An 18,270-nucleotide genomic window follows, 5' to 3' on the forward strand; every position below is an offset into this window, starting at 1 on the left:
GAAGATCGTGACCTACGCGAGGGGGGCGGCCCGGCGAGGGGCCGCCCCGCAGGATCGGCTACTGGTCGGTGTCGGGGATCCAGGAGCCGTGGATGCCGCCGGTGACGCGACGGGGCAGGTGGACGGTGGCGATCCGGCCGAGGCCGGTGGCGTCCAGGACCAGGAGCTGGGAGGCGTCCTGCTTGAGGTCGGAGACGACGGTGAGGAGATAGCCGTCGTCCTCGTTCACGGCGCCTTCTGCGGGGACGAAGACGGCCTCGCTGGGCAGGCGGGCGTCACCGGCCTGGTGGACGCGGCGAGCGCCGGTCGCGCGGTCGTACTTGACGACTCCGTAGCCGCCGAAGCCGTCCTGGTCGGGGAAGGAGACGGCGTAGGTGTAGCGGTTCTCGGTCCCGAGGTAGTCCTCGTTGAGAGTGGGAAACTCCACGGCGAGGTCGTCGATGGTCTGCTCGTCGACGCTGCCCTGGGCGAGGTCGACGACCCAGCGGCGGGTGTAGGAGCGGGTGACGGGTTCGGTGGAGCGGCCGGGCGCGCCGACCCACCAGTTCCAGGACAGCTGGAAGCCCTGGCGGTCGACGGTGGGGCCTTCCAGGACGATCCGGCCCCGGGCGTCCTCGTAGGCGTTGGCGGCGTGCAGCATGTTGCCGGGCTCGATGTCGAACCAGCGGATCTCGGCGGCGCCGTCGTCGGTTCTGGGCATGACGCCGATGCGGGAGGGCTGGGCGTCGCTCCAGCCGTAGGGGATGCCGGAGTGCTCGGCCGGGTCGAAGGTGACCGAGCCTTCGACGAAGACCACGTGGTGGCGGGTGATCGCGAAGTCGTGCTTGAGGGAGGCGGTCGCGCCGGGGATCTCGGCGCTGTGGACGATCCGGCCCTTGGCGTCGGCGATGTAGTAAAGGAGGTAGGGCGGGAACGGTGAGGAGCCGAAGAAGTGCAGCTCCCCGGTGACGGGGTCGGTCTTTGGGTGGGCGGTCATCGCGCTGCGCAGCTTGCCGTCGAAGTCGTAGGCGCCGACGGTCTCCAGCTCGGCGTCCAGCTCGAACGGGAAGTTCGCCTCGCACAGGGCGAGCAGGCGTCCGGCGTGCTCGATGACGTGGGTGCCGGCGGTGCTGGCGGTCATGTCCGGGCCGTGCTCGGTCATGTAGGGGGCGCCGTCCAGGGCGGGGGTGCGGACCCAGCGGTTGCGGTACCACTCGGCCCGGCCGTCCCCCAGCCGGATCCCGTGGACCATGCCGCTGCCCTTGAACCAGTGCGTCGGGGTGACGCCCGGCTTGGGGTTGTGGCTGTTGCGGATCAGCCGGCCGTTCAGCTCGGGCGGCAGGTGGCCCTCGACGGTCAGGCCGGTCGCGGTGATCTCGTCGACGGCGGGGGTGTAGTGGCCGATCAGGTAGGGCTTGGTGGCCATGGCGAATTCCTCTCCCTTGATGTGGTTCGGGTGTCCTGCGGCGAAGGGGGTCGTCATCAGGCGGTCTGCTCGGCGCGGGTCTTCAGGGCCGCGAGCCAGGATTGGAGCGAGGCGTGCAGGGCCTGGCCGAGTTGCTCGGCGGCGGCCTCGACAGGCGCCCCGGCCCACGACTCCTCGGTGCGCACGGTCACGCGGGGCGTCGATGGTGGTGGACAGGCGGACGATCACCGGGGCGGTCTCGTCGATGGTGCGCATCTCGGGGTTCCTCTCGGTCGGACGCGTCAGGCAGGCGGCCAGGACGGCCGTGGCGAGCAGGACGACGGCCGAGGCGGCGAACGCCGCGCGGTAGCCGTCGGTAAGGCCTTGGAGGTGAGGCTGGGAGGAACCGGCGGTGAGCGATCCGGCGAGGGTCGCCAGGACGGCCAGGCCCGCGGCCCCGCCGACCTGCCGGGTGGTGTTGATCAAGCCGCCCGCCGTGCCGGCGTCGGCCTTGGCGACGCCGTCCATGGACAGGGCGGTGAGCTGGACGAACGCGACGCTGAGACCGAACCCGACAGGGACGCTCGGGCCGAGCACGTCGGCGAGGTAGGAGCCGTCGGCGCTGATCCGCGACAGCCACAGCAGTCCGGCGGCTTCGACGACCAGGGCGGCGAGCAGCGCTCGGGACGCGCCGATCCGGGCGGTGATCCGGGGCGACAGGGCGGAGCCGAGCATGATCGCGCCGGCGAGGGGGAGTTGCCCGAGCCCGGTGAGCAGCGGCCCTTCCCCAAGGACCTCCTGCTGGTAGAGCGGCAGGAAGAAGAACAGCGCGATCCACACCGAACCGAACAGGGCCATCAGCGCGTTGGCCGCGGCCACCCGGCCGCCCTGGAACAGCCGCGGCGGGACCAGTGGGTCGGCGTGGCGGCGCTCGGCGAGGACGAACAGCGTGCCGAAGACGAGGGCGCCGGCGAGCGCGCCCAGGACGCGCGCGTCGGTCCAGCCCTGTTCACGTGCGGTGGCCAGCCCCCACACCAGACCCGTCAGGGACAGGGTGATCATGGCCGTGCCGAGCAGGTCGAAACGCCCGCCACCGCGCTCGGCGGACCGGGGAGCCGAGACCGCGACTGCTGCCAGCACGGCGAAGGCCCCCGCGGCGACGGCGAAGAACAGCGCCCGCCAGCCCCACGCCTGGGCGAGGAGCCCGCCCAGCAGGACTCCGGCCGCGCCTCCCGCGCCCGAGACCGCGCCCCACACCCCCAGCGCCCTGCCGCGCCCGGGGCCCGGCGGGAACAGGCCCATGACCACGGCCAGCGCCGCCGGGGCGACGGCCGCCGCGCCCACGCCCTGCACCGCTCGCGCGGCGATCAGCAGGCCCGCCGACGACGTCACCCCCGCCACCGCCGACGCGCCACCGAACACCGCCAGACCGCCCATCAGCACACGGCGGTGCCCCAGCAGGTCAGCGGCCCGGCCGCCGGCCAGCAGCAGCGCCCCGAAGGCCAGCCCATAGGCGTTGACGACCCACGTCGTGCCGCCGTCGGTCAGCCCGGCCCCCTCTCGGATCTGCGGTAGCGCCACATTGACGATCGAGTTGCCGAGCACGACGAGGAACTGTGCCGCCGCCAGGGCCGTGAGCACTGTGCCCGTGGCTGTCTTACGCATCTCCGACTCCAAGTGTGTGTGGTTGACCACTCAATTTCGTGGTGGAAAGAAAGGCGGGGCACGAGCCCCGCCGATGTCGCCCAGGAGGGGCTCAGTAGTGCGTGATGCCCGCCGAGAGGGTCCGCGCCCAAGGCGCCTCCACCTCGCCGGCGCCCGTGGACACCAGCAGGTGGCACAGCATGCCCCGAGCGAAGAAGTCCTGGACCTGGGCCTCGCCGCCGCCGGAGGCGCCGCGCACGTACTCCACCAGCCGGGCGTACCCCTGCCGGACCGCCTCGCGCACGGCCGGCTCGGACACCGCCGCCGCCTGGGCGTGCAACTGGATCAGCATCAGGTCGTTGTCGGTGATCAGGCGCGCATAGGCGTCGCCCATCGCGCGCAGGACCATCTCGGCCGAACCGCCGCCGTGGGTGGCCACAGCCTGCTCCAGCGCGCCGCGCACTTTCACGAAGCAGTGCTCGACGACGGCCACGAACAGGGACTCCTTGCTCGGGAACAGCCGGTAGACATAGGCCTGGGAGATCCCCGCGGCCTTGGCCACCTCCGTCGTGGTCGTGCCCCAGTAGCCGCGGGCCGCGAAGGCGCCGATGGCGGTGGCGAGGACCGTCTCCCGTCGTTCCTCGGCAGTGGACAGCCGCCGCGCTCGATTCGTCATGTGAGTAATAAACCACTCACACTGTTCGGTGTCAAAGTGGCCGCCCGCTCGCCGCGCAGCACGGGACCCGGGAATATGCGGTGATCACGTCACTGGCGGAAACTTACTTCCAGATCAATGCCGATAAAAGAAAGTGCCATAGACGTGTAATCTGCCCCAGGAGGTTCTCGCGTGAGACGGATGGTGCGTGCAGGTCACGTCGCACCTGTCTCGACATGTGGACTTCTGGTCCCCTTGCCCAACACCGGCGGGCGAGTGGATCAAAGCTGATCGCGCCACAGGAGAGGCTGCAGGTGATGAACGAGAACGAGGGCGCCGCACCGGTCAACCCGATCGCGACCGTGCGTGCGGTGCTGCCCTCGCTCACCCCCGCCGCCCGGACCATCGCGCGTCTCATCCTCGACGACCCCGCCATGGTGGCCCGCAGCACGATCACGGAGATCAGCGCGGTCTCGGGGATCAGCGAGGCGACGATCGTGCGGACCGCACGGGCGCTGGGCTTCGCCGGCTACTCGCAACTGCGGTTCGCGCTGGCCGCGGCCGTGGCCAGGGACGAGCCGGAACGGCTGGTGCCTGGCGACCTCGCGCCGGACGACCCCCTGACCGACGTCATCGCCAAGGTGACGCGGGCCGAGTCGCAGGCGCTCGCGGACACCGCGGCCCAGCTCGATCCCGCGGAGCTCGGCGCGGTGGTGGGCGCCGTCACCGCCGCCCGCCGCGTGGACGTCTACGGCGTGGGCGCCTCCGGCCTCGTCGCTGCCGACATGGCGCAGAAGCTCATGCGGATCGGGCTGCCCGGTCACTACTTCACCGACCCGCATCTCGCGCTCACCAGCGCCGCGCTGCTGCGCGAGGGGGACGTCGCCGTCGGGGTGAGCTGCACCGGCGAGACGCCCGACGTGCTCGGTCCGGCACGGGTCGCCCGCAAGGCCGGCGCGACGGTCGTGGCGATCACCAACAACCCGCGCTCGCCGCTGGCCGGGCTCGCCGACCACGTCCTGGTCTCCGCCGGGCGCGAGACGGCGTTCCGGCCCGGCGCGCTGGCCAGCCGGATCAGCCAGCTCCTCATCGTCGACTGCGTGTTCGTCGGCGTCGCGCAGCGCACGTTCGACACCTCGGACGCCGCCCTGCGCGCGACCCGCGACGCGCTCTCCGACTACATCGGCGACGCCCACCGCCGAGCCCGCAGCGCCTGACCACTCCCCGGGGCCTGTCCGTGAAGTCCCCCGCGCCGTAGCCGCCTCGATCGGACGCCCGGCCCGCTCCGGCGACGGCGACCCCGGGTCCCCCTCGACCCCCACCGGGAGTGTCGGTCTTCTCTCCGGCCGGTCAGCGAACTGTTACTGGCCGCCTCCACGCGATCACATTACGTTGCGAGCAAAGGCCCCGGCGTACGAGGAGGACCGGCGTGAAGTCCATCGCCCGATTCTGTGGCAACTGCGGCTGCGGCTGCCCCGAGCTGTTCGTGGACGCCGCCGCCCCGGCCGAGCGTCAGGTCGTCATCACCGACGACTTCGGCCAGAAGGTGGAGATGAGCCTCGACCAGCTCGGCTCGCTCGTGGAGGCGGCGAAGACCGGCGCACTGGACGACCTCGCGCTCACCGGCTGACCCGTGAACCCGGCCGCCCTATTCGCCGGGGGCCTCGCCGCCGGCCTGGCCGCGGGCACGGCGTCGTGCGCCGCCGTACAGGGCGGCCTCCTCATCGGCCTTGTCTCCCGAAAGGCCCCGGGGAACGCCACTGCGAACACCTCTGCGAACGCCTTTGAGAACGCATCCGGGAACGCGGGCCGCCCGTCCCGCGCCCTCCCGCCGGTGGTCGCGTTCCTGACCGGCAGGCTGGCCGCCCACACCGCACTCGGAGCGCTGCTCGGTCTGGCGGGCGCGGCCGTACGAATCGGCCCTGGCACCCGGGCGGCCTTGCTCGTCGCCGCGGGGACCGTCGTGGTCGTGCTCGCCGTACGGATGCTCCGCAGGCGTCGCGAGACGGGCTGCTCACCGGCGGGAGAAGGGCCCGCACGCGTCCCGATCGTCGGAGCCTTGCCAGGACGCGCCACCACAGACCTCGGGCGTGATCGCCCTCCGGCATGCGGCGCGGCCGGCGCGAAGGCCACGCGGGCCGGTGCGCGCTCCCCCACCGTCGTGCGGGCTGCCGGGCTGGGCATGGCCACGATCCTCGTTCCCTGTGGCGTCACGGTCGGCATGGAGGTCGTGGCCGTCTCCACGGGTTCGGCGGCCGGGGGCGCCGCCGCGCTCGCGGGGCTCGCCACCGGGACTACTCCCGCCCTCGCCGCCCTCGGACTGCTGGTGCGCAGGCTCGCCTCGACCAGGCTGGCCGCCCTGGCGGGGGTCGCGGCCCTGGCCGCCGGGCTCTTCACCATCGGCTCGGGACTGCGGCTCGGCGGCTGGCTGCCGGACCTCTCGCAGGCGCGGTTCGGCTCTCCCGCCGCCGCGGCGGGTCGCGCGCTCACCGGGGCCGACGGCGTACAGCGGCTCACGGTCTGGGCGACCGGACGGGGTTTCCGGCCAGGCGTCGCGGTCGCCGCCGCCGGCCGGCCCGTCGAGATCGTCTTCAGGACGAGGGACAACGGGGGCTGCACCCGCACGGTCGCGATCGACGACCACGACGTCGTGCTCCCCGTGAACGGCGAGCGCGTGGTGCGGCTCGCGGCCCGTCCCGAGGGGCGGCTGCGCTACGCCTGCGGCATGGGAATGTACGTGGGCTTCGTCAGGTTCGAGCGCGTCCCATGACCCCAACGTCTTGCCAATAACCCTCCGTGACAACTCGGTTACGTGCCACCCTGTCTCCCATGACACTAGTGGGAGCGACGGAGGCGGCGGCCTGGCCTGGGATACCGGTCCCGCGTGCCTCTGAACCCCTGGATCCGGCCGAGGCGAACCTGCTCGACAGGGCACGCGACGGCGACCGTGACGCGGCGCACCGGCTGGGCCGGCTGTGCGCGGAGCGCGACGACCGACTGGGCGCCCGGCACTGGTGGGAAAGGGCGGCGCGGGCTGGCAACGTCGACAGCGCCTACAACCTCGGGCTGTGGCACCGCACGCACGGCACGACCGAGGAGGCCATCGGCTGGTTCGAACTGGCCGCGGCCACCGGCGACGCGGACGCCGCGACGAACCTGGCCTCGCTGCTGCTCGAAAGGCGCGGCGACGCCGACGCGGCGCGTCAGTGGTTCGAGCGGGCGGCCGAGGACGGCTCGCGCCACGCGGCCCGGCGGCTTGCCCTGCTGTGCGAGGACCAGGGCGACGGCATGGGCGCCCGGCGCTGGCACTTCAGGGCGGCCCTGGACGGCGACCTGCGCTCGGCCCACGATCTGGGCTTCCTCGGCTACGCCGCGGGCGACGAGGCCGAGGCGCTGCACTGGTGGGAGTACGCGGCCCGCGGCGGACACGCCGAGGCCGCCTATCACATGGCCCTGCTCCTGCACACGGCCCGCGACGAGAAGGGCGCGGAGGCCTTCTACCGGCTGGCGGCCCGCACCGACCACCCCGGGGCGGCCTTCCGCCTCGGGGACCTCGCGCTGCGCCGGGGCGACTTACCCACCGCGCGCGCCTGCTTCGAACGCGCGGCGCGCACCGGGCGGCCAGACGCGCGGCGGATGGCCGGCCTCGTCAGCGCCCGGATGGACGACAAGCAGGCGGCGGCCTACTGGTACGGGCGAGCCGCCGCCGACGACCCCGAGGCCGCCTTCCGCCTGGCGCTGCTGCTCGTCGCGGAGCACAACGACCTGAGGGGCGGGCGCCAGTGGTTCAGGCGCGCGGCCGAGTTCGGGCACCACGGCGCGATGGTCGAACTGCGGACGCTGCTGCCCCTGCTCGGCGCGTCCCCGGAGGCCGAGGACTGCCTGCTCGACCCGCCCCCGCCCCACTGGAGCCGGCCCGCCGAACCCGGCCAGGCCGCGCGCGCCGAACTGGCCGTGGCGGCGGCGCGCAGGCGCGGCGACTCCGCGGCGGAGCCGGCGGACCTGGTCGAGATCCTCGGCACGTGGGATCTGGTCATCACGGAGATGGCGACCGGGAGCCTGGCCGCGGACGGCCTGCCGGGCGCGGACGAGACCGGTCCCGCGGACACCGTGGGACGGCTCGCCAGGGCGAGCGGACTGCACAGGGCCGCTGTCGAGCACCTCGCTCTGGTGCGCGCCACGCTGCTGCGGCCGGGCACCGCCCCCTTGCCCACCCCCGCCGAGGTCGATCACGTGCTCGGCACCGCGAGAGACCTGCGCAGACGCCTCGCGATCGGGCTCACCTGACCGATCACGCCCCCTGCCGCGCGGGCGCGGGCGGCGCGTCGCCGCCCCGCCCGCCGTCCATCCCCCCAGGTGCCCGATCAGGTGCCCGATCAGGTGCCCGATCAGGCGGCGAGGATCTCCGCGACCGGCGTGTACGACAGGTCGTGGGCCACCGCGACAGGCTCGTTGGTGAGCACGCCGGCGTGGGTGTTGAGGCCGAGGCCGAGCGCCTGGTCGGCGCGCAGCGCGTCCTTCCAGCCCTTGTCGGCGATCTTAACGACGTAGGGCAGGGTGGCGTTCGTCAGGGCGAAGGTGGAGGTGTTGGCCACCGAGCCCGGCATGTTGGCCACGCAGTAGAACACCGACTCGTGCACCAGGAACGTCGGGTCGTCGTGCGTGGTCGGGCGGGAGTCCTCGAAGCAGCCGCCCTGGTCGATGGCGATGTCGACCAGCACCGAGCCCGGCTTCATCCGGGAGACCAGGTCGTTGCCGACGAGCTTCGGGGCCTTGGCGCCCGGGATGAGCACCGCGCCGACGACCAGGTCGGCTTCCAGCACGGCCCGCTCGATCGCGTACGACGTGGAGACCAGCGTCTTCAGCCGGCCCTGGTAGATGGCGTCGATGGAGCGCAGCCGGTCGATGTTGACGTCGAGGATCGTCACGTCCGCGCCCATGCCGACGGCGATCTGCGCCGCGTTGAGGCCGGCGACGCCGCCGCCGATCACGACGATCTTGGCGGGGGCCACGCCGGGCACGCCGCCCGGGAGCACGCCGCGGCCACCGTTGAAGCGCATCAGGTTGTACGCCCCGACCTGGGGGGCGAGCCGCCCGGCGACCTCAGACATCGGGGCCAGCAGCGGCAGCCCGTTGCCGGCCTGGACGGTCTCGTACGCGATGGCGGTGGTGCCGGCGGCGAGCAGGGCGTCGGTGCACGGCCGGGACGCGGCCAGGTGGAGGTAGGTGAACAGGATCTGGTCCGCGCGGAGACGGTCGTACTCCTCGGCGACCGGCTCCTTGACCTTGAGGATCATCTCGGACTCGGCCCACACCTCGTCGGCGCTCTCGACGATCTTGGCGCCGGCCGCGAGGTACTCCTCGTCGGTGATGGAGGAGCCGAGGCCGGCGCCGCGCTGGACGTCGACCTCGTGACCGTGACGGACAAGCTCGTGGACGCCGGCCGGGGTGGCGGCGACACGGTATTCATGGTTTTTGACCTCGGCGGGCACGCCGATCTTCATGAGTGGTGTCCTTTCAGGTGGTCACTCGTCACGGTCGCCCCCTACCCCGGCCGCACGAGCGCCACGGTCTACAGGCGTGCCCACGCCTCCGTGAGCACCGCGCGGAGAATCGACTCGATCTCGTCGAACTCCTTCGGGCCGCAGATCAGCGGCGGGGCGAGCTGCACGACCGGGTCCCCACGGTCGTCCGCCCGGCAGTACAGGCCGGCGTCGTACAACGCCTTGGAGAGGAATCCGCGCAGCAGGCGCTCCGACTCCTCCTCGTTGAAGGTCTGCTTGGTGGACTTGTCCTTGACCAGCTCGATGCCGTAGAAGTAGCCCGAGCCGCGGACGTCGCCGACGATCGGCAGGTCACGCAGCCGGTCGAGAGTGGCCTTGAAGACCGGCTCGTTGGCCGTGACGTGCTCCAGCAGGCCCTCCCTCTCGAAGATGTCGAGGTTGGCCAGGGCGACGGCGGCCGACACCGGGTGGCCGCCGAAGGTGTAGCCGTGCGCGAAGGTCTCGGTGCTGCTCTTGAACGGCTCGAACAGCCGCTCCGATGCGATCATCGCCCCGATCGGCGAGTAACCGCTGGTCAGGCCCTTGGCGCAGGTGATGATGTCCGGCACGAAGTCGAACTTCTGGCCGCCGAACATCGTGCCGAGGCGGCCGAAGGCGCAGATGACCTCGTCCGACACGAGCAGCACGTCGTGGGCGTCGCAGATCTCACGCAGCCGCTGGAAGTATCCGGGGGGCGGCGGGAAGCAGCCGCCGGCGTTCTGCACCGGCTCGACGAAGACGGCGGCCACGGTCTCCGGGCCCTCCATCTCGATGGCCTTGCCGATCTGGTCGGCGGCCCAGCGGCCGAACGCCTCCGGGTCCTTCTCCAGGCCGGGGAACCCGGAGATCTCGTCGGCGCGGTAGAGGTTCGTGTTGGGAGCCTTGATCGCACCGGGCACCAGCGGCTCGAACACCTGCTTGAGCGCCGGGATGCCGGTGATCGACAGCGCGCCCTGCGGGGTGCCGTGGTAGGCGATGGACCGGCTGACGACCTTGGTCTTCAGCGGCTTGCCCTTGAGCTTGTAGTACTGCTTGGCCAGCTTCCAGGCCGACTCGACGGCCTCGCCGCCGCCGGTGGTGAAGAAGACGCGGTTGAGGTCGCCGGGGGTGAGCGACGCGAGCCGCGCGGCCAGCTCGGCCGCCTTGGGGTGCGCGTACGACCACAGCGGGAAGAACGCGAGCTCCTGGGCCTGCTTGGCGGCGGCCTCGGCCAGCTCGGCGCGGCCGTGGCCGACCTGGACCACGAACAGTCCGGCGAGTCCGTCGAGGTATCGCTTGCCGTGGATGTCGTAGATGTAGGCGCCCTCGCCGCGCACGATCATGGGCACCTCCCCTCCCGCGTAGGAGGAGTGGCGCGTGAAGTGCATCCAGAGATTGTCCTGTGCGGCCTTGAGACTGTCGGGGCGCGTCATCGCAACCTTCCCTCAGGTGATCCGTCGCTGGGGACAGTCTGCACGTCACTTCCACGGTTTGCCAAGTGATTACGTGGCTTCAGTGTGGAAGAAGTTCGAATTCCGCTACATCGACATGCCACAGCAACGAAATCCGTCAAGGTAGATTGGGGCCGTCCAGACGCGCGAGACGGGCCTCGCGGGCCGTGTGGTCAAATTGGGTCCACCGAACACCGGGAAGACCCACGCACATCCGGGGGAGAACGCCGTGACACCTGAGGAGATCGAGCGCGTCGTCGAAGAGGGCATGCCGCAGACGGTCGAGGATCTCAAGCGTCTGGCCGCCATCCCCTCCGTCGCGTTCCCCGGCCACCCCGAGGCCCCGGTGCTTGAGGCCGCGGCGCTCGTGGAGGGACTGCTGCGCGCCGCCGGCCTTCCCCACGTCCGGCAGATCCCCATCGAGGGCAGTTTCCCCGCCGTGTTCGCCGAGGCGCCCGCTCCCGAGGGAGCGCCGACCGTACTGCTCTACGCGCACTACGACGTGCAGCCCGCCGGCGACCTCGCCCTGTGGCGCACCCCGCCGTTCGACCCCACGGTCGTCGACGGGGTCATGTACGGCCGGGGCGCGGCCGACGACAAGAGCGGCGTCATCACCCACGTGGCCGCGCTGCGCGCCTTCGACGGCCGGTTCCCGGTCGGCGTCAAGGTCATCATCGAGGGCCAGGAGGAGTACGCGGGCGAGCGCCTGGAGTCGTTCGTCGAGGCCAACCCCGAACTGCTGCGCGCCGACGCCATGGTCATCGCCGACGTCGGCAACCCCCAGGTGGGCGACGCCTCGCTCACCACGTCGCTGCGCGGCATGGCCGCGTTCACCGTGGAGGTCCGCACGCTCGCCGAGGCCGTGCACAGCGGCGCGTTCGGCGGCGCCGCGCCCGACGCGCTGACCGCGCTCATGCGCATGCTGGCCTCCCTGCACGACGACCAGGGGAACGTACGGGTGCCCGGCCTCGAACCGGGGACCTTCCCCGGCGCGGCGCCGCCGGAGGAGGAGTTCCGCTCGCTCGCCGGGGTGCTCGACAACGTGTCGCTGGTCGGGACCGGCTCGCTCGCCGACCGGCTCTGGGCGTCGTACTCGATCACGGTGACCGGGCTGGACGTGCCGACCGTGAGCGGCGCGATCAACGCGGTCCAGGCGGTGGCCCGGGCCCGCGTCACCATCCGCGTCCCCGCGAGCGGGAACGCCAGGCAGGCGCTGGACGACGTGACGGCCTTCCTGGAGAAGGTCGCTCCGTGGGGAGCCGAGGTCTCGTTCAGCGACTTCGTCAGCGGCTCCGGCTTCCAGATCGAGCCGGGCGGCCCCGCCATGAACGCGGCCGAGCGGGCGATGGAACGCGCCTTCGGCCGGGCGCCGCGCCAGGTCGGCCAGGGCGGCTCGATCCCGCTGGTGGCGGCCCTCGCCCGGCAGTTCCCCGAGGCCGAGATCCTGCTGTACGGCGCCGAGGACGACGGCGCCTCGATCCACGCCCCGAACGAGCGGGTCGTCCTGGAGGAGTTGCGCCGCGTCATCACGACCGAGGCCCTCTTCCTCGCCGACTACGGCGGCTGGCACGGCGCGGCCTGACGCCGGTCGTGCGACGGGGAAGGGCCTGAGGCTCATCACGGCCCTCCCCCGCCGGCCGCCGCCGCGAGAGCGCGACGGCGGCCGGGGATCGTACGCCTGGCCGGACAGGGGTGCTCAGCGCGCGCCGGCGCCGCCAATGACGATCGACTTCACGCTCGACGGGGTGTCGAGGGCGTAGGAGTACGGAATGGACGCCACGCTGCCGCCGGTGTCGCCGCCTCCCGACCCGACCTTGTAGTTGTCGCGTGCCACGAGGTTGCCCGGAGGCGACGATCCCTCGCCCCGGTGGTAGGGGTCGCCGACGTTCTCGAAGTAGTTGCCCTCGACCAGCACGCCCGCCTCCTGCGTGGAGGCCACGCCGTACCCGCGGTTGTTGTTGTAGTAGTTGTTGAACACGTGCACGGGGTTGCCGAAGCGCACACGTGGATTGCGCTGGACGGTGCCGTCGAACCAGTTGTGGTGGTAGGTCACCCGCAGGTGCCCGCGGTCCTCCGCGCCGTTGTCGTCGCTGTGGCCGAGCAGCATCGTCTTGTCGTGGCTGAAGACCCGGTTCCACGACACGGTCACGTAGTCGCTCGCCCGCTTGACGTCGATCGCGCCGTCGTACCCGTTGGAGAGCGTGTTGTGGTCGATCCACACGTTGGTCGAGTACTGCACGTTGATGGCGTCGTCGTCCCAGTTCCGGAAGGTCAGGTTCCGGATGATCACGTTCTTCGCGTTGGACACGTTCAGGCCGCAGCCGACGAGCGCGGCGCCGGACGCGCCGACGATCGTCTTGTTCGAGCCGACCCTGAGCATTCCCGAGCACGAGATCGTGCCGGACACCCGGACCACCGAGGCGGTCGTCCCCTGGATCGCGCTGGTCAGGGCAGAGGCACTGCTCACCGAGACCGTGGCCGCGTTGCCGCCGCCGCTGGTGCCGCCGTTCATCGCGGCCCAGCCGACCAGGCCGCCGGTGTTACCACCGGGCGTCGGGGTCGGGCTGGGCGACGGACTACGCGTCGGGCTCGGGCTGGGCGACGGACTGCGTGGCGGGGATGGCGTGGCGGACGGGGACCCGCCGACCGAGCCCGTGCAGGCGGTCCCGTTCAGGACGAACGACGAGGGCACGGGATTCGACGACCCGAAGGTCCCCTGGAAGCCGATCGAGGTCGTGCCGCCGGTGCCGATCGAGCCGTTGTAGGAGACATTCGTGGCGGTCACCGCGGTGCCGCTCTGCGAGTACGTGGCGCCCCAGCCGCCGGTGATCTGCTGGTCGGCGCCGAACGACCACTTGAGGGTCCAGTCCGACAGCGGATCGCCGAGATTGGTGATCGCGATATCGGCGACGAAGCCGCCCTGCCACTGAGAGGCGATCGTGTAGGTCACACGGCACCCCTGGGCCGCGTTGGCCGCCGGCGCCAGGGCGGCGAACCCCGCCGACGCGACCGCCACCGCGGTGGCCGCCCCCAGCATCAGCTGGGGACGTCTGCGTAAGGACATCGCTTTCTCCCTTTCGTTGCATGGCTGATGAACACACCGGTCCGGGCGACCGGCGTACGAGCGGACAGCGGGGAGGCACGCACAGGAAGGAGCGGAGGCGTTCAGAAAGGTGAACAGCGTCCATGCCACTGACTGTTAGCGCAAACATACGAGCGCGCGCGATGGCGGTCAACGAAGCGGTTCGACGCCCCCGCCTTCACGCAGGTGAACCGGTATCGCCGCTGGCAGGGCGGCGGAGTTCGCTGAATGTTTCACTATCAAGGCGGCCGGGACGAGCGGCGCACGCCACGCCCGCGTCCGCCGCGGAGCACCAAGAATGCGTCGCCTGGGAGCATCACGGCCGCGCCCGCGCGGAACGGGCGCGACGCGTTCAGGTGGAGGGGAAGGGCCCGCGAGCCTCAGGAGAAAAGGTCGTCGACGGAGTTCACCGTGACCGCCCGGCGGATCCACTTACCCAGCATGTTGAGGTCGGAGCAGCGGCTGATCCGCTCACGCGCCTCGGAGGGGATCTCCAAGCCCCGGGCGTCGAGCACGGCGAGGATCGCCTCGATCTCACCCTCCGCACGGCCCTCTTCCCGGCCTTCTTCCCGCCCCTCTTCCCGGCCCTCTTCTCGTCCCTGCTGACGGCCCAACTCCCGGCCCTTGTTCACCCATTCGGCGAAGTAGCGGTCACCGATGACCTTCTCGTAGTCGGCTGACGCTGTCATCAGGAGCTCCTTAAGTCGCTCGCCCGCTACCGTGGGTATCTGGCCGAACACGTAGTTCAAATATAACGGGAAGCCCTCCTGGCTCGTCGCCTTGAGACCTTCCAGCATGGCTTCCAGCCCCTTGTCGATGTCGGGATGGTCGCCGTTCATGGCCACAGACAGCACGGCCAATTCGGGATGCGTGCGTGCCTCCTCCGGATCCGTGACCAGAGGCAGCCGGCCCGAATGAATCGCCACCGGTGTGACGATCCCGCTCGGGCCCATGGAGATGGGCTGCTCGCACCAGCGGCCCACCGCCCGGTCCAGGCAGATCACCAGCAGGGCGGTGTCGCACTTCAGCCGGGCGCGCAGCGCGGCGACGTACACGGGCCAGCTGAAGCGTTTCTGCGCGTCGCGGCGCGACTGCACCTCGACGATCACCGCGAGGCACGCCGCACCCGTGTCATCGCGGAGCACCACGACCGCGTCCGCGCGGTACTCCACGGGGGTCAGTTGCGTGGCGTCCGCCGCCTCCGCCGTGGCCATGGCGTACCGGGGCGGGTCGATGCCGCCGACCGCGCGCAGCAACTCCACGGCGGCGACGGGGCGGTCGTGGAAGAAGTCGACGGTCTGCTGGTGGACGAGCTTCGGCATGGAGCGGACTTTACTCAGCGTGACCGACAGATTACGGAGGATCATCGAACCATGTGATGAGGGAAAAGGGGTGGATGCGTTAGCGAGACGAGATGATCCGCAACTAAGGTGAACCGCCATTCGTCGGGATGAATGCAGGCATCCCGGAGCAATGGAGGAGACCGTGTACCCCCCACCGCAGCAGAAGCGCCGTCGCAGCATGGCTCCGTTCATCGTCGCGGTCGTCTTCGCGGGAGCGCTCATCGTCGGGTTGAGGCTGCTGTTCGGCGGGGCGTCCGGCGATGGGAAGGCCGTCGGGGGCGGGACGGCGGACGTACGCGCCTGCGGCGGCGACGGGATCACGCTGAACATCGCCGCCTCCAGCGAGAAGGCCGAACTGCTGCGCACGATGGCCAAGGACTACAACGGCCGCGAGGTGGACGGGCGCTGCGTCGACGTGGTCGTCACCTCCAAGGCGTCCGGCGGGGCGATGCAGGCGCTGGCGCGCGGCTGGGACGAGCGGCAGGACGGCCCGAAGCCCGACGTGTGGACGCCGGCGAGCACCGGCTGGATCACCCTCCTGCGGCAGCGCGTCGAGGGCGGCGATCAGGCGTCCCCTGTTTCCGCGGAAAATCCGACGGTCGCCACGTCTCCCCTGGTCATCGCGATGCCCAAGCCCATGGCCCAGGCGCTCGGCTGGCCGTCCAAGGAGATCGGCTGGTCCGACATCCTGGACCTGGCCAACGACCCGAAGGGCTGGGCGAGGTACGACCACCCGGAATGGGGGCGGTTCCGGCTCGGCAAGACCAACCCGAACTTCTCCACCTCGGGCCTGAACGCGACCGTGGGGGCCTACTTCGCGGCCACCGGCCTGTCGGGCGACCTGACGGAGCGGGACGTGGCCGCGGCGAAGACGCGTGACTTCGTGAAGGGAGTCGAGCGGTCCATCGTCCACTACGGCGACACCACGCTGACCTTCCTGTCCAACCTCCAGCACGCCGACGACTCGGGGACGGCCATGTCGTACATCTCCGCCGTCACGGTGGAGGAGAAGTCGGTGTGGGACTACAACCAGGGCAATCCGACGGGCGACCCGAAGACGCTCGGTGACCACGCCAAGCCGAAGGTGCCGCTGGTCGCGATCTACCCCAAGGAGGGCACGCTCCTCTCCGACCACCCGTACGCCGTGCTGTCCTGGGCGGACGCCGCGAAGCAGGCCGCGGCGGCGGACTTCCTGAAGTACCTCCAGGCGCCCGAGCGGCAGCAGGTGTTCGAGAAGTACGCCTTCCGGTCCTTCGACGGCAAGCCGGGCAACCTCATCACGACCGCCAACGGCCTCGACCCCAAGCAACCGGCCACCACGCTCAGCGCGCCGGCTCCACGGGTTCTCGACCGGATCCTCGGCAGCTGGGCCGAACTGCGCAAGCCCGCCAACGTCCTGATGGTCATGGACGTCTCCGGCTCGATGGGCGCCGACGTCGCGGGCACCGGCAAGACCAAGCTCGACCTCGCCAAGCAGGCCGCGATCAACGCGCTGCCGCAGTTCGGCCCGAACGACCGCGTCGGCCTCTGGCTGTTCAGCCTCAAGCAGGACGGCGACAAGGACTACCGTGAGCTCGTCCCCTTGGGCACGGGCAACCAGTCGCGGCTCAAGAACCGCATCAACGGCCTGATCCCCAGCGGCGGCACGGGCCTGTACGACACGGCCCTCGCGTCGTACGAGCACGTGACGCGGCACCAGAGCGACGACGCGATCAACGCGGTCGTGTTCCTGACCGACGGCAAGAACGAGGACAACAACTCCATCTCGCTCGACAATCTGCTGCCCGAACTGCGCAAGGAGGCGGGGCAGGAGACCGTGCGGATGTTCACCATCGCCTACGGCGCCGACGCCGACCTCGACGTCCTGCGGCGGATCTCGCAGACCACCGACGCCGCGGCCTACGATTCACGCAAGCCGGGGAGCATCGACGAGGTGTTCACCGCTGTGATCTCCAACTTCTGACCGGGAGCCCCCTGCCTGTGTCCCGCTTCACCGACGAACTGCGCGACCCCTGGGCGCTGCTCCTCGGCGCCACTGCCGCCGGCGCGGCCTGGGCCGTCGCCCTCCCCCCGGCGGGCGTGGCCGTCGCCGGGGTGGGGGTGTGGCTCATCAAGGCGTTCGCCTCCGCCTGGCAGTCCACGAAGGGTGAGAGCCGTACGCGGCCGGAGGCCCCGCCTGTCGCACGCGGCAGCGTGGAGGAGGCGTGGCTGCGGCGGGCGGAGCAGGCCGCCGCGTCCTTCGCCGATCTGGCCGCCTCGATGCGCGGGCAGATCCTGCTCGACCGGATCGCCGCCATGCGCCCGCAGGTGGACGACACCGTGGAGACCCTGCGCCGGCTGGCCGGGCACGCCTCGGTCACCGGCGCGGCGCTGGCCCGCTTCGACCCCCGGTTCCTCGAGCAGGAGCGCGCGCGGCTCACGCAGGCCAGGCGGACGGCCCGGCAGGAGGTCGCGGGCGAGCTCGACCGTTCGATCGCCGCCCTGGACGCCCAGCGCGGGGTGTACGACCGGTTGTCGGGCGCGCGCGAGCGGGTGCTGGCCCGGCTGCAGTCGGGCGCCATCAGCCTGGACGGCCTGGTCGCCCGGGCCGTCGAGATCTCCGCCATGACCGCGACCGCCGACGCCGGGGGCGGCGGCGCCCGGGCGCTCGACGACCTGACCTCGGAGCTCGAGCTCACCCGGCAGAGCCTGCACGAGGTCGAGGAGGCCACCCGCCTCGACCTCGGCCCCTGAATCCGGCGCTGCTATGGGAGCGCCGTGAGCGCCGGGAGACACAGCGGCGCGGCGGCCGCGCGGATCTCGTCGCTGAACGGCACCGGCCGGAACGTGGCCGGATCCAGGTTGACGTTGACGCGGTAGCCCTCCGCGTGCACTGTGGCGCGGTCCGCGGACAGCACGCGAAAGCCGTACACCCCGCTGGTGCGGCCCATCCGCTCCAGCCAGAAGTGCACCGAATGCTCGCCCGGCTCCGCGATGGGCACGTGGTAGGTCACCTTGAACTCGCGGACGGCCATGAGCACGTCCCTGAACGCCGACCTGGCGGGGTCCGACGCCCAGCCGAGCCGGTGCCAGAACGCGCCGATCGCCCGCTCGACCAGCACGGCGTAGCGCGAGTTGTGCAGCAGCCCCATCGCGTCGAGGTCGTCGAAGTGCACCTGGACGGTCTCGTGGACGCCACCTGCGGTCATG

At 71.5% G+C, this 18,270-nt stretch carries 14 protein-coding genes; 7 read left to right on the plus strand and 7 right to left on the minus strand.

Annotated elements, in window-relative coordinates:
• Nucleotides 1-58: 58 nt before the first annotated feature.
• Together HHX31_RS33880 and HHX31_RS29055 are read right to left on the minus strand one after the other, a co-directional pair.
• Nucleotides 59-3,049, minus strand: coding sequence for an MFS transporter (locus HHX31_RS33880; RefSeq protein WP_211590476.1), 2,991 nt, complete (start codon nt 3,047-3,049; stop codon nt 59-61).
• A gap of 91 nt (nt 3,050-3,140) precedes the next feature.
• Nucleotides 3,141-3,704 carry a TetR/AcrR family transcriptional regulator gene (locus tag HHX31_RS29055; RefSeq protein ID WP_169952155.1) on the minus strand — a complete coding sequence of 188 codons (564 nt, stop codon included), beginning with the start codon at nt 3,702-3,704 and terminating at the stop codon, nt 3,141-3,143.
• Between the two features lie 296 nt (nt 3,705-4,000).
• Here HHX31_RS29055 and HHX31_RS29060 point away from each other — a divergent pair, with 296 nt between their 5' ends.
• The 4 genes from HHX31_RS29060 to HHX31_RS29075 all read left to right on the plus strand — a co-directional run bounded on the left by HHX31_RS29060 (nt 4,001) and on the right by HHX31_RS29075 (nt 7,970).
• On the plus strand, nt 4,001-4,900 hold the full coding sequence (locus HHX31_RS29060) for a MurR/RpiR family transcriptional regulator (protein WP_169952157.1): 900 nt from the start codon (nt 4,001-4,003) through the stop codon (nt 4,898-4,900).
• Nucleotides 4,901-5,112: 212 nt separating this feature from the next.
• A complete protein-coding gene (locus HHX31_RS29065) occupies nt 5,113-5,313 on the plus strand; it encodes a hypothetical protein (RefSeq protein WP_211590477.1) in 201 nt (66 codons plus the stop codon).
• 3 nt (nt 5,314-5,316) lie between these two features.
• Nucleotides 5,317-6,453 carry a sulfite exporter TauE/SafE family protein gene (locus tag HHX31_RS29070; RefSeq protein ID WP_169952159.1) on the plus strand — a complete coding sequence of 379 codons (1,137 nt, stop codon included), beginning with the start codon at nt 5,317-5,319 and terminating at the stop codon, nt 6,451-6,453.
• Between the two features lie 59 nt (nt 6,454-6,512).
• The gene (locus HHX31_RS29075) at nt 6,513-7,970 is read left to right on the plus strand and encodes a tetratricopeptide repeat protein (RefSeq protein WP_169952160.1); all 1,458 of its coding nucleotides are present in this window, start codon (nt 6,513-6,515) and stop codon (nt 7,968-7,970) included.
• A 101-nt stretch (nt 7,971-8,071) separates the two neighbouring features.
• Here HHX31_RS29075 and ald read toward each other — a convergent pair whose 3' ends face one another.
• The gene (ald, locus tag HHX31_RS29080) at nt 8,072-9,187 is read right to left on the minus strand and encodes an alanine dehydrogenase (RefSeq protein ID WP_169952162.1); all 1,116 of its coding nucleotides are present in this window, start codon (nt 9,185-9,187) and stop codon (nt 8,072-8,074) included.
• A gap of 68 nt (nt 9,188-9,255) precedes the next feature.
• Nucleotides 9,256-10,638 carry an aspartate aminotransferase family protein gene (locus tag HHX31_RS29085; protein ID WP_169952164.1) on the minus strand — a complete coding sequence of 461 codons (1,383 nt, stop codon included), beginning with the start codon at nt 10,636-10,638 and terminating at the stop codon, nt 9,256-9,258.
• Between the two features lie 247 nt (nt 10,639-10,885).
• Here HHX31_RS29085 and HHX31_RS29090 point away from each other — a divergent pair, with 247 nt between their 5' ends.
• Nucleotides 10,886-12,238: a M20/M25/M40 family metallo-hydrolase gene (locus HHX31_RS29090; protein WP_169952166.1), complete on the plus strand. Its 1,353-nt coding sequence runs from the start codon at nt 10,886-10,888 to the stop codon at nt 12,236-12,238.
• A gap of 114 nt (nt 12,239-12,352) precedes the next feature.
• On the opposite strand, the gene HHX31_RS29095 is transcribed toward HHX31_RS29090, so the two are convergent.
• On the minus strand, nt 12,353-13,720 hold the full coding sequence (locus HHX31_RS29095; RefSeq protein ID WP_211590478.1) for a cellulose binding domain-containing protein: 1,368 nt from the start codon (nt 13,718-13,720) through the stop codon (nt 12,353-12,355).
• 398 nt (nt 13,721-14,118) lie between these two features.
• The gene (locus tag HHX31_RS29100) at nt 14,119-15,060 is read right to left on the minus strand and encodes a hypothetical protein (protein WP_169952168.1); all 942 of its coding nucleotides are present in this window, start codon (nt 15,058-15,060) and stop codon (nt 14,119-14,121) included.
• Between the two features lie 199 nt (nt 15,061-15,259).
• Here HHX31_RS29100 and HHX31_RS29105 point away from each other — a divergent pair, with 199 nt between their 5' ends.
• Both HHX31_RS29105 and HHX31_RS29110 read left to right on the plus strand, forming a co-directional pair.
• Nucleotides 15,260-17,044, plus strand: a complete 1,785-nt coding sequence (locus HHX31_RS29105) for a substrate-binding and VWA domain-containing protein (RefSeq protein WP_169952170.1) — start codon at nt 15,260-15,262, stop codon at nt 17,042-17,044.
• 17 nt (nt 17,045-17,061) lie between these two features.
• Complete coding sequence (locus HHX31_RS29110) at nt 17,062-17,814, plus strand: hypothetical protein (RefSeq protein WP_169952172.1); 753 nt, start codon at nt 17,062-17,064, stop codon at nt 17,812-17,814.
• An 11-nt stretch (nt 17,815-17,825) separates the two neighbouring features.
• Here HHX31_RS29110 and HHX31_RS29115 read toward each other — a convergent pair whose 3' ends face one another.
• A complete protein-coding gene (locus HHX31_RS29115; RefSeq protein ID WP_169952174.1) occupies nt 17,826-18,269 on the minus strand; it encodes a thioesterase family protein in 444 nt (147 codons plus the stop codon).
• Between the last annotated feature and the right edge of the window lies 1 nt (nt 18,270).

The organism is Microbispora sp. H11081, assembly GCF_012999535.1.
GTDB lineage: Bacteria > Actinomycetota > Actinomycetes > Streptosporangiales > Streptosporangiaceae > Microbispora.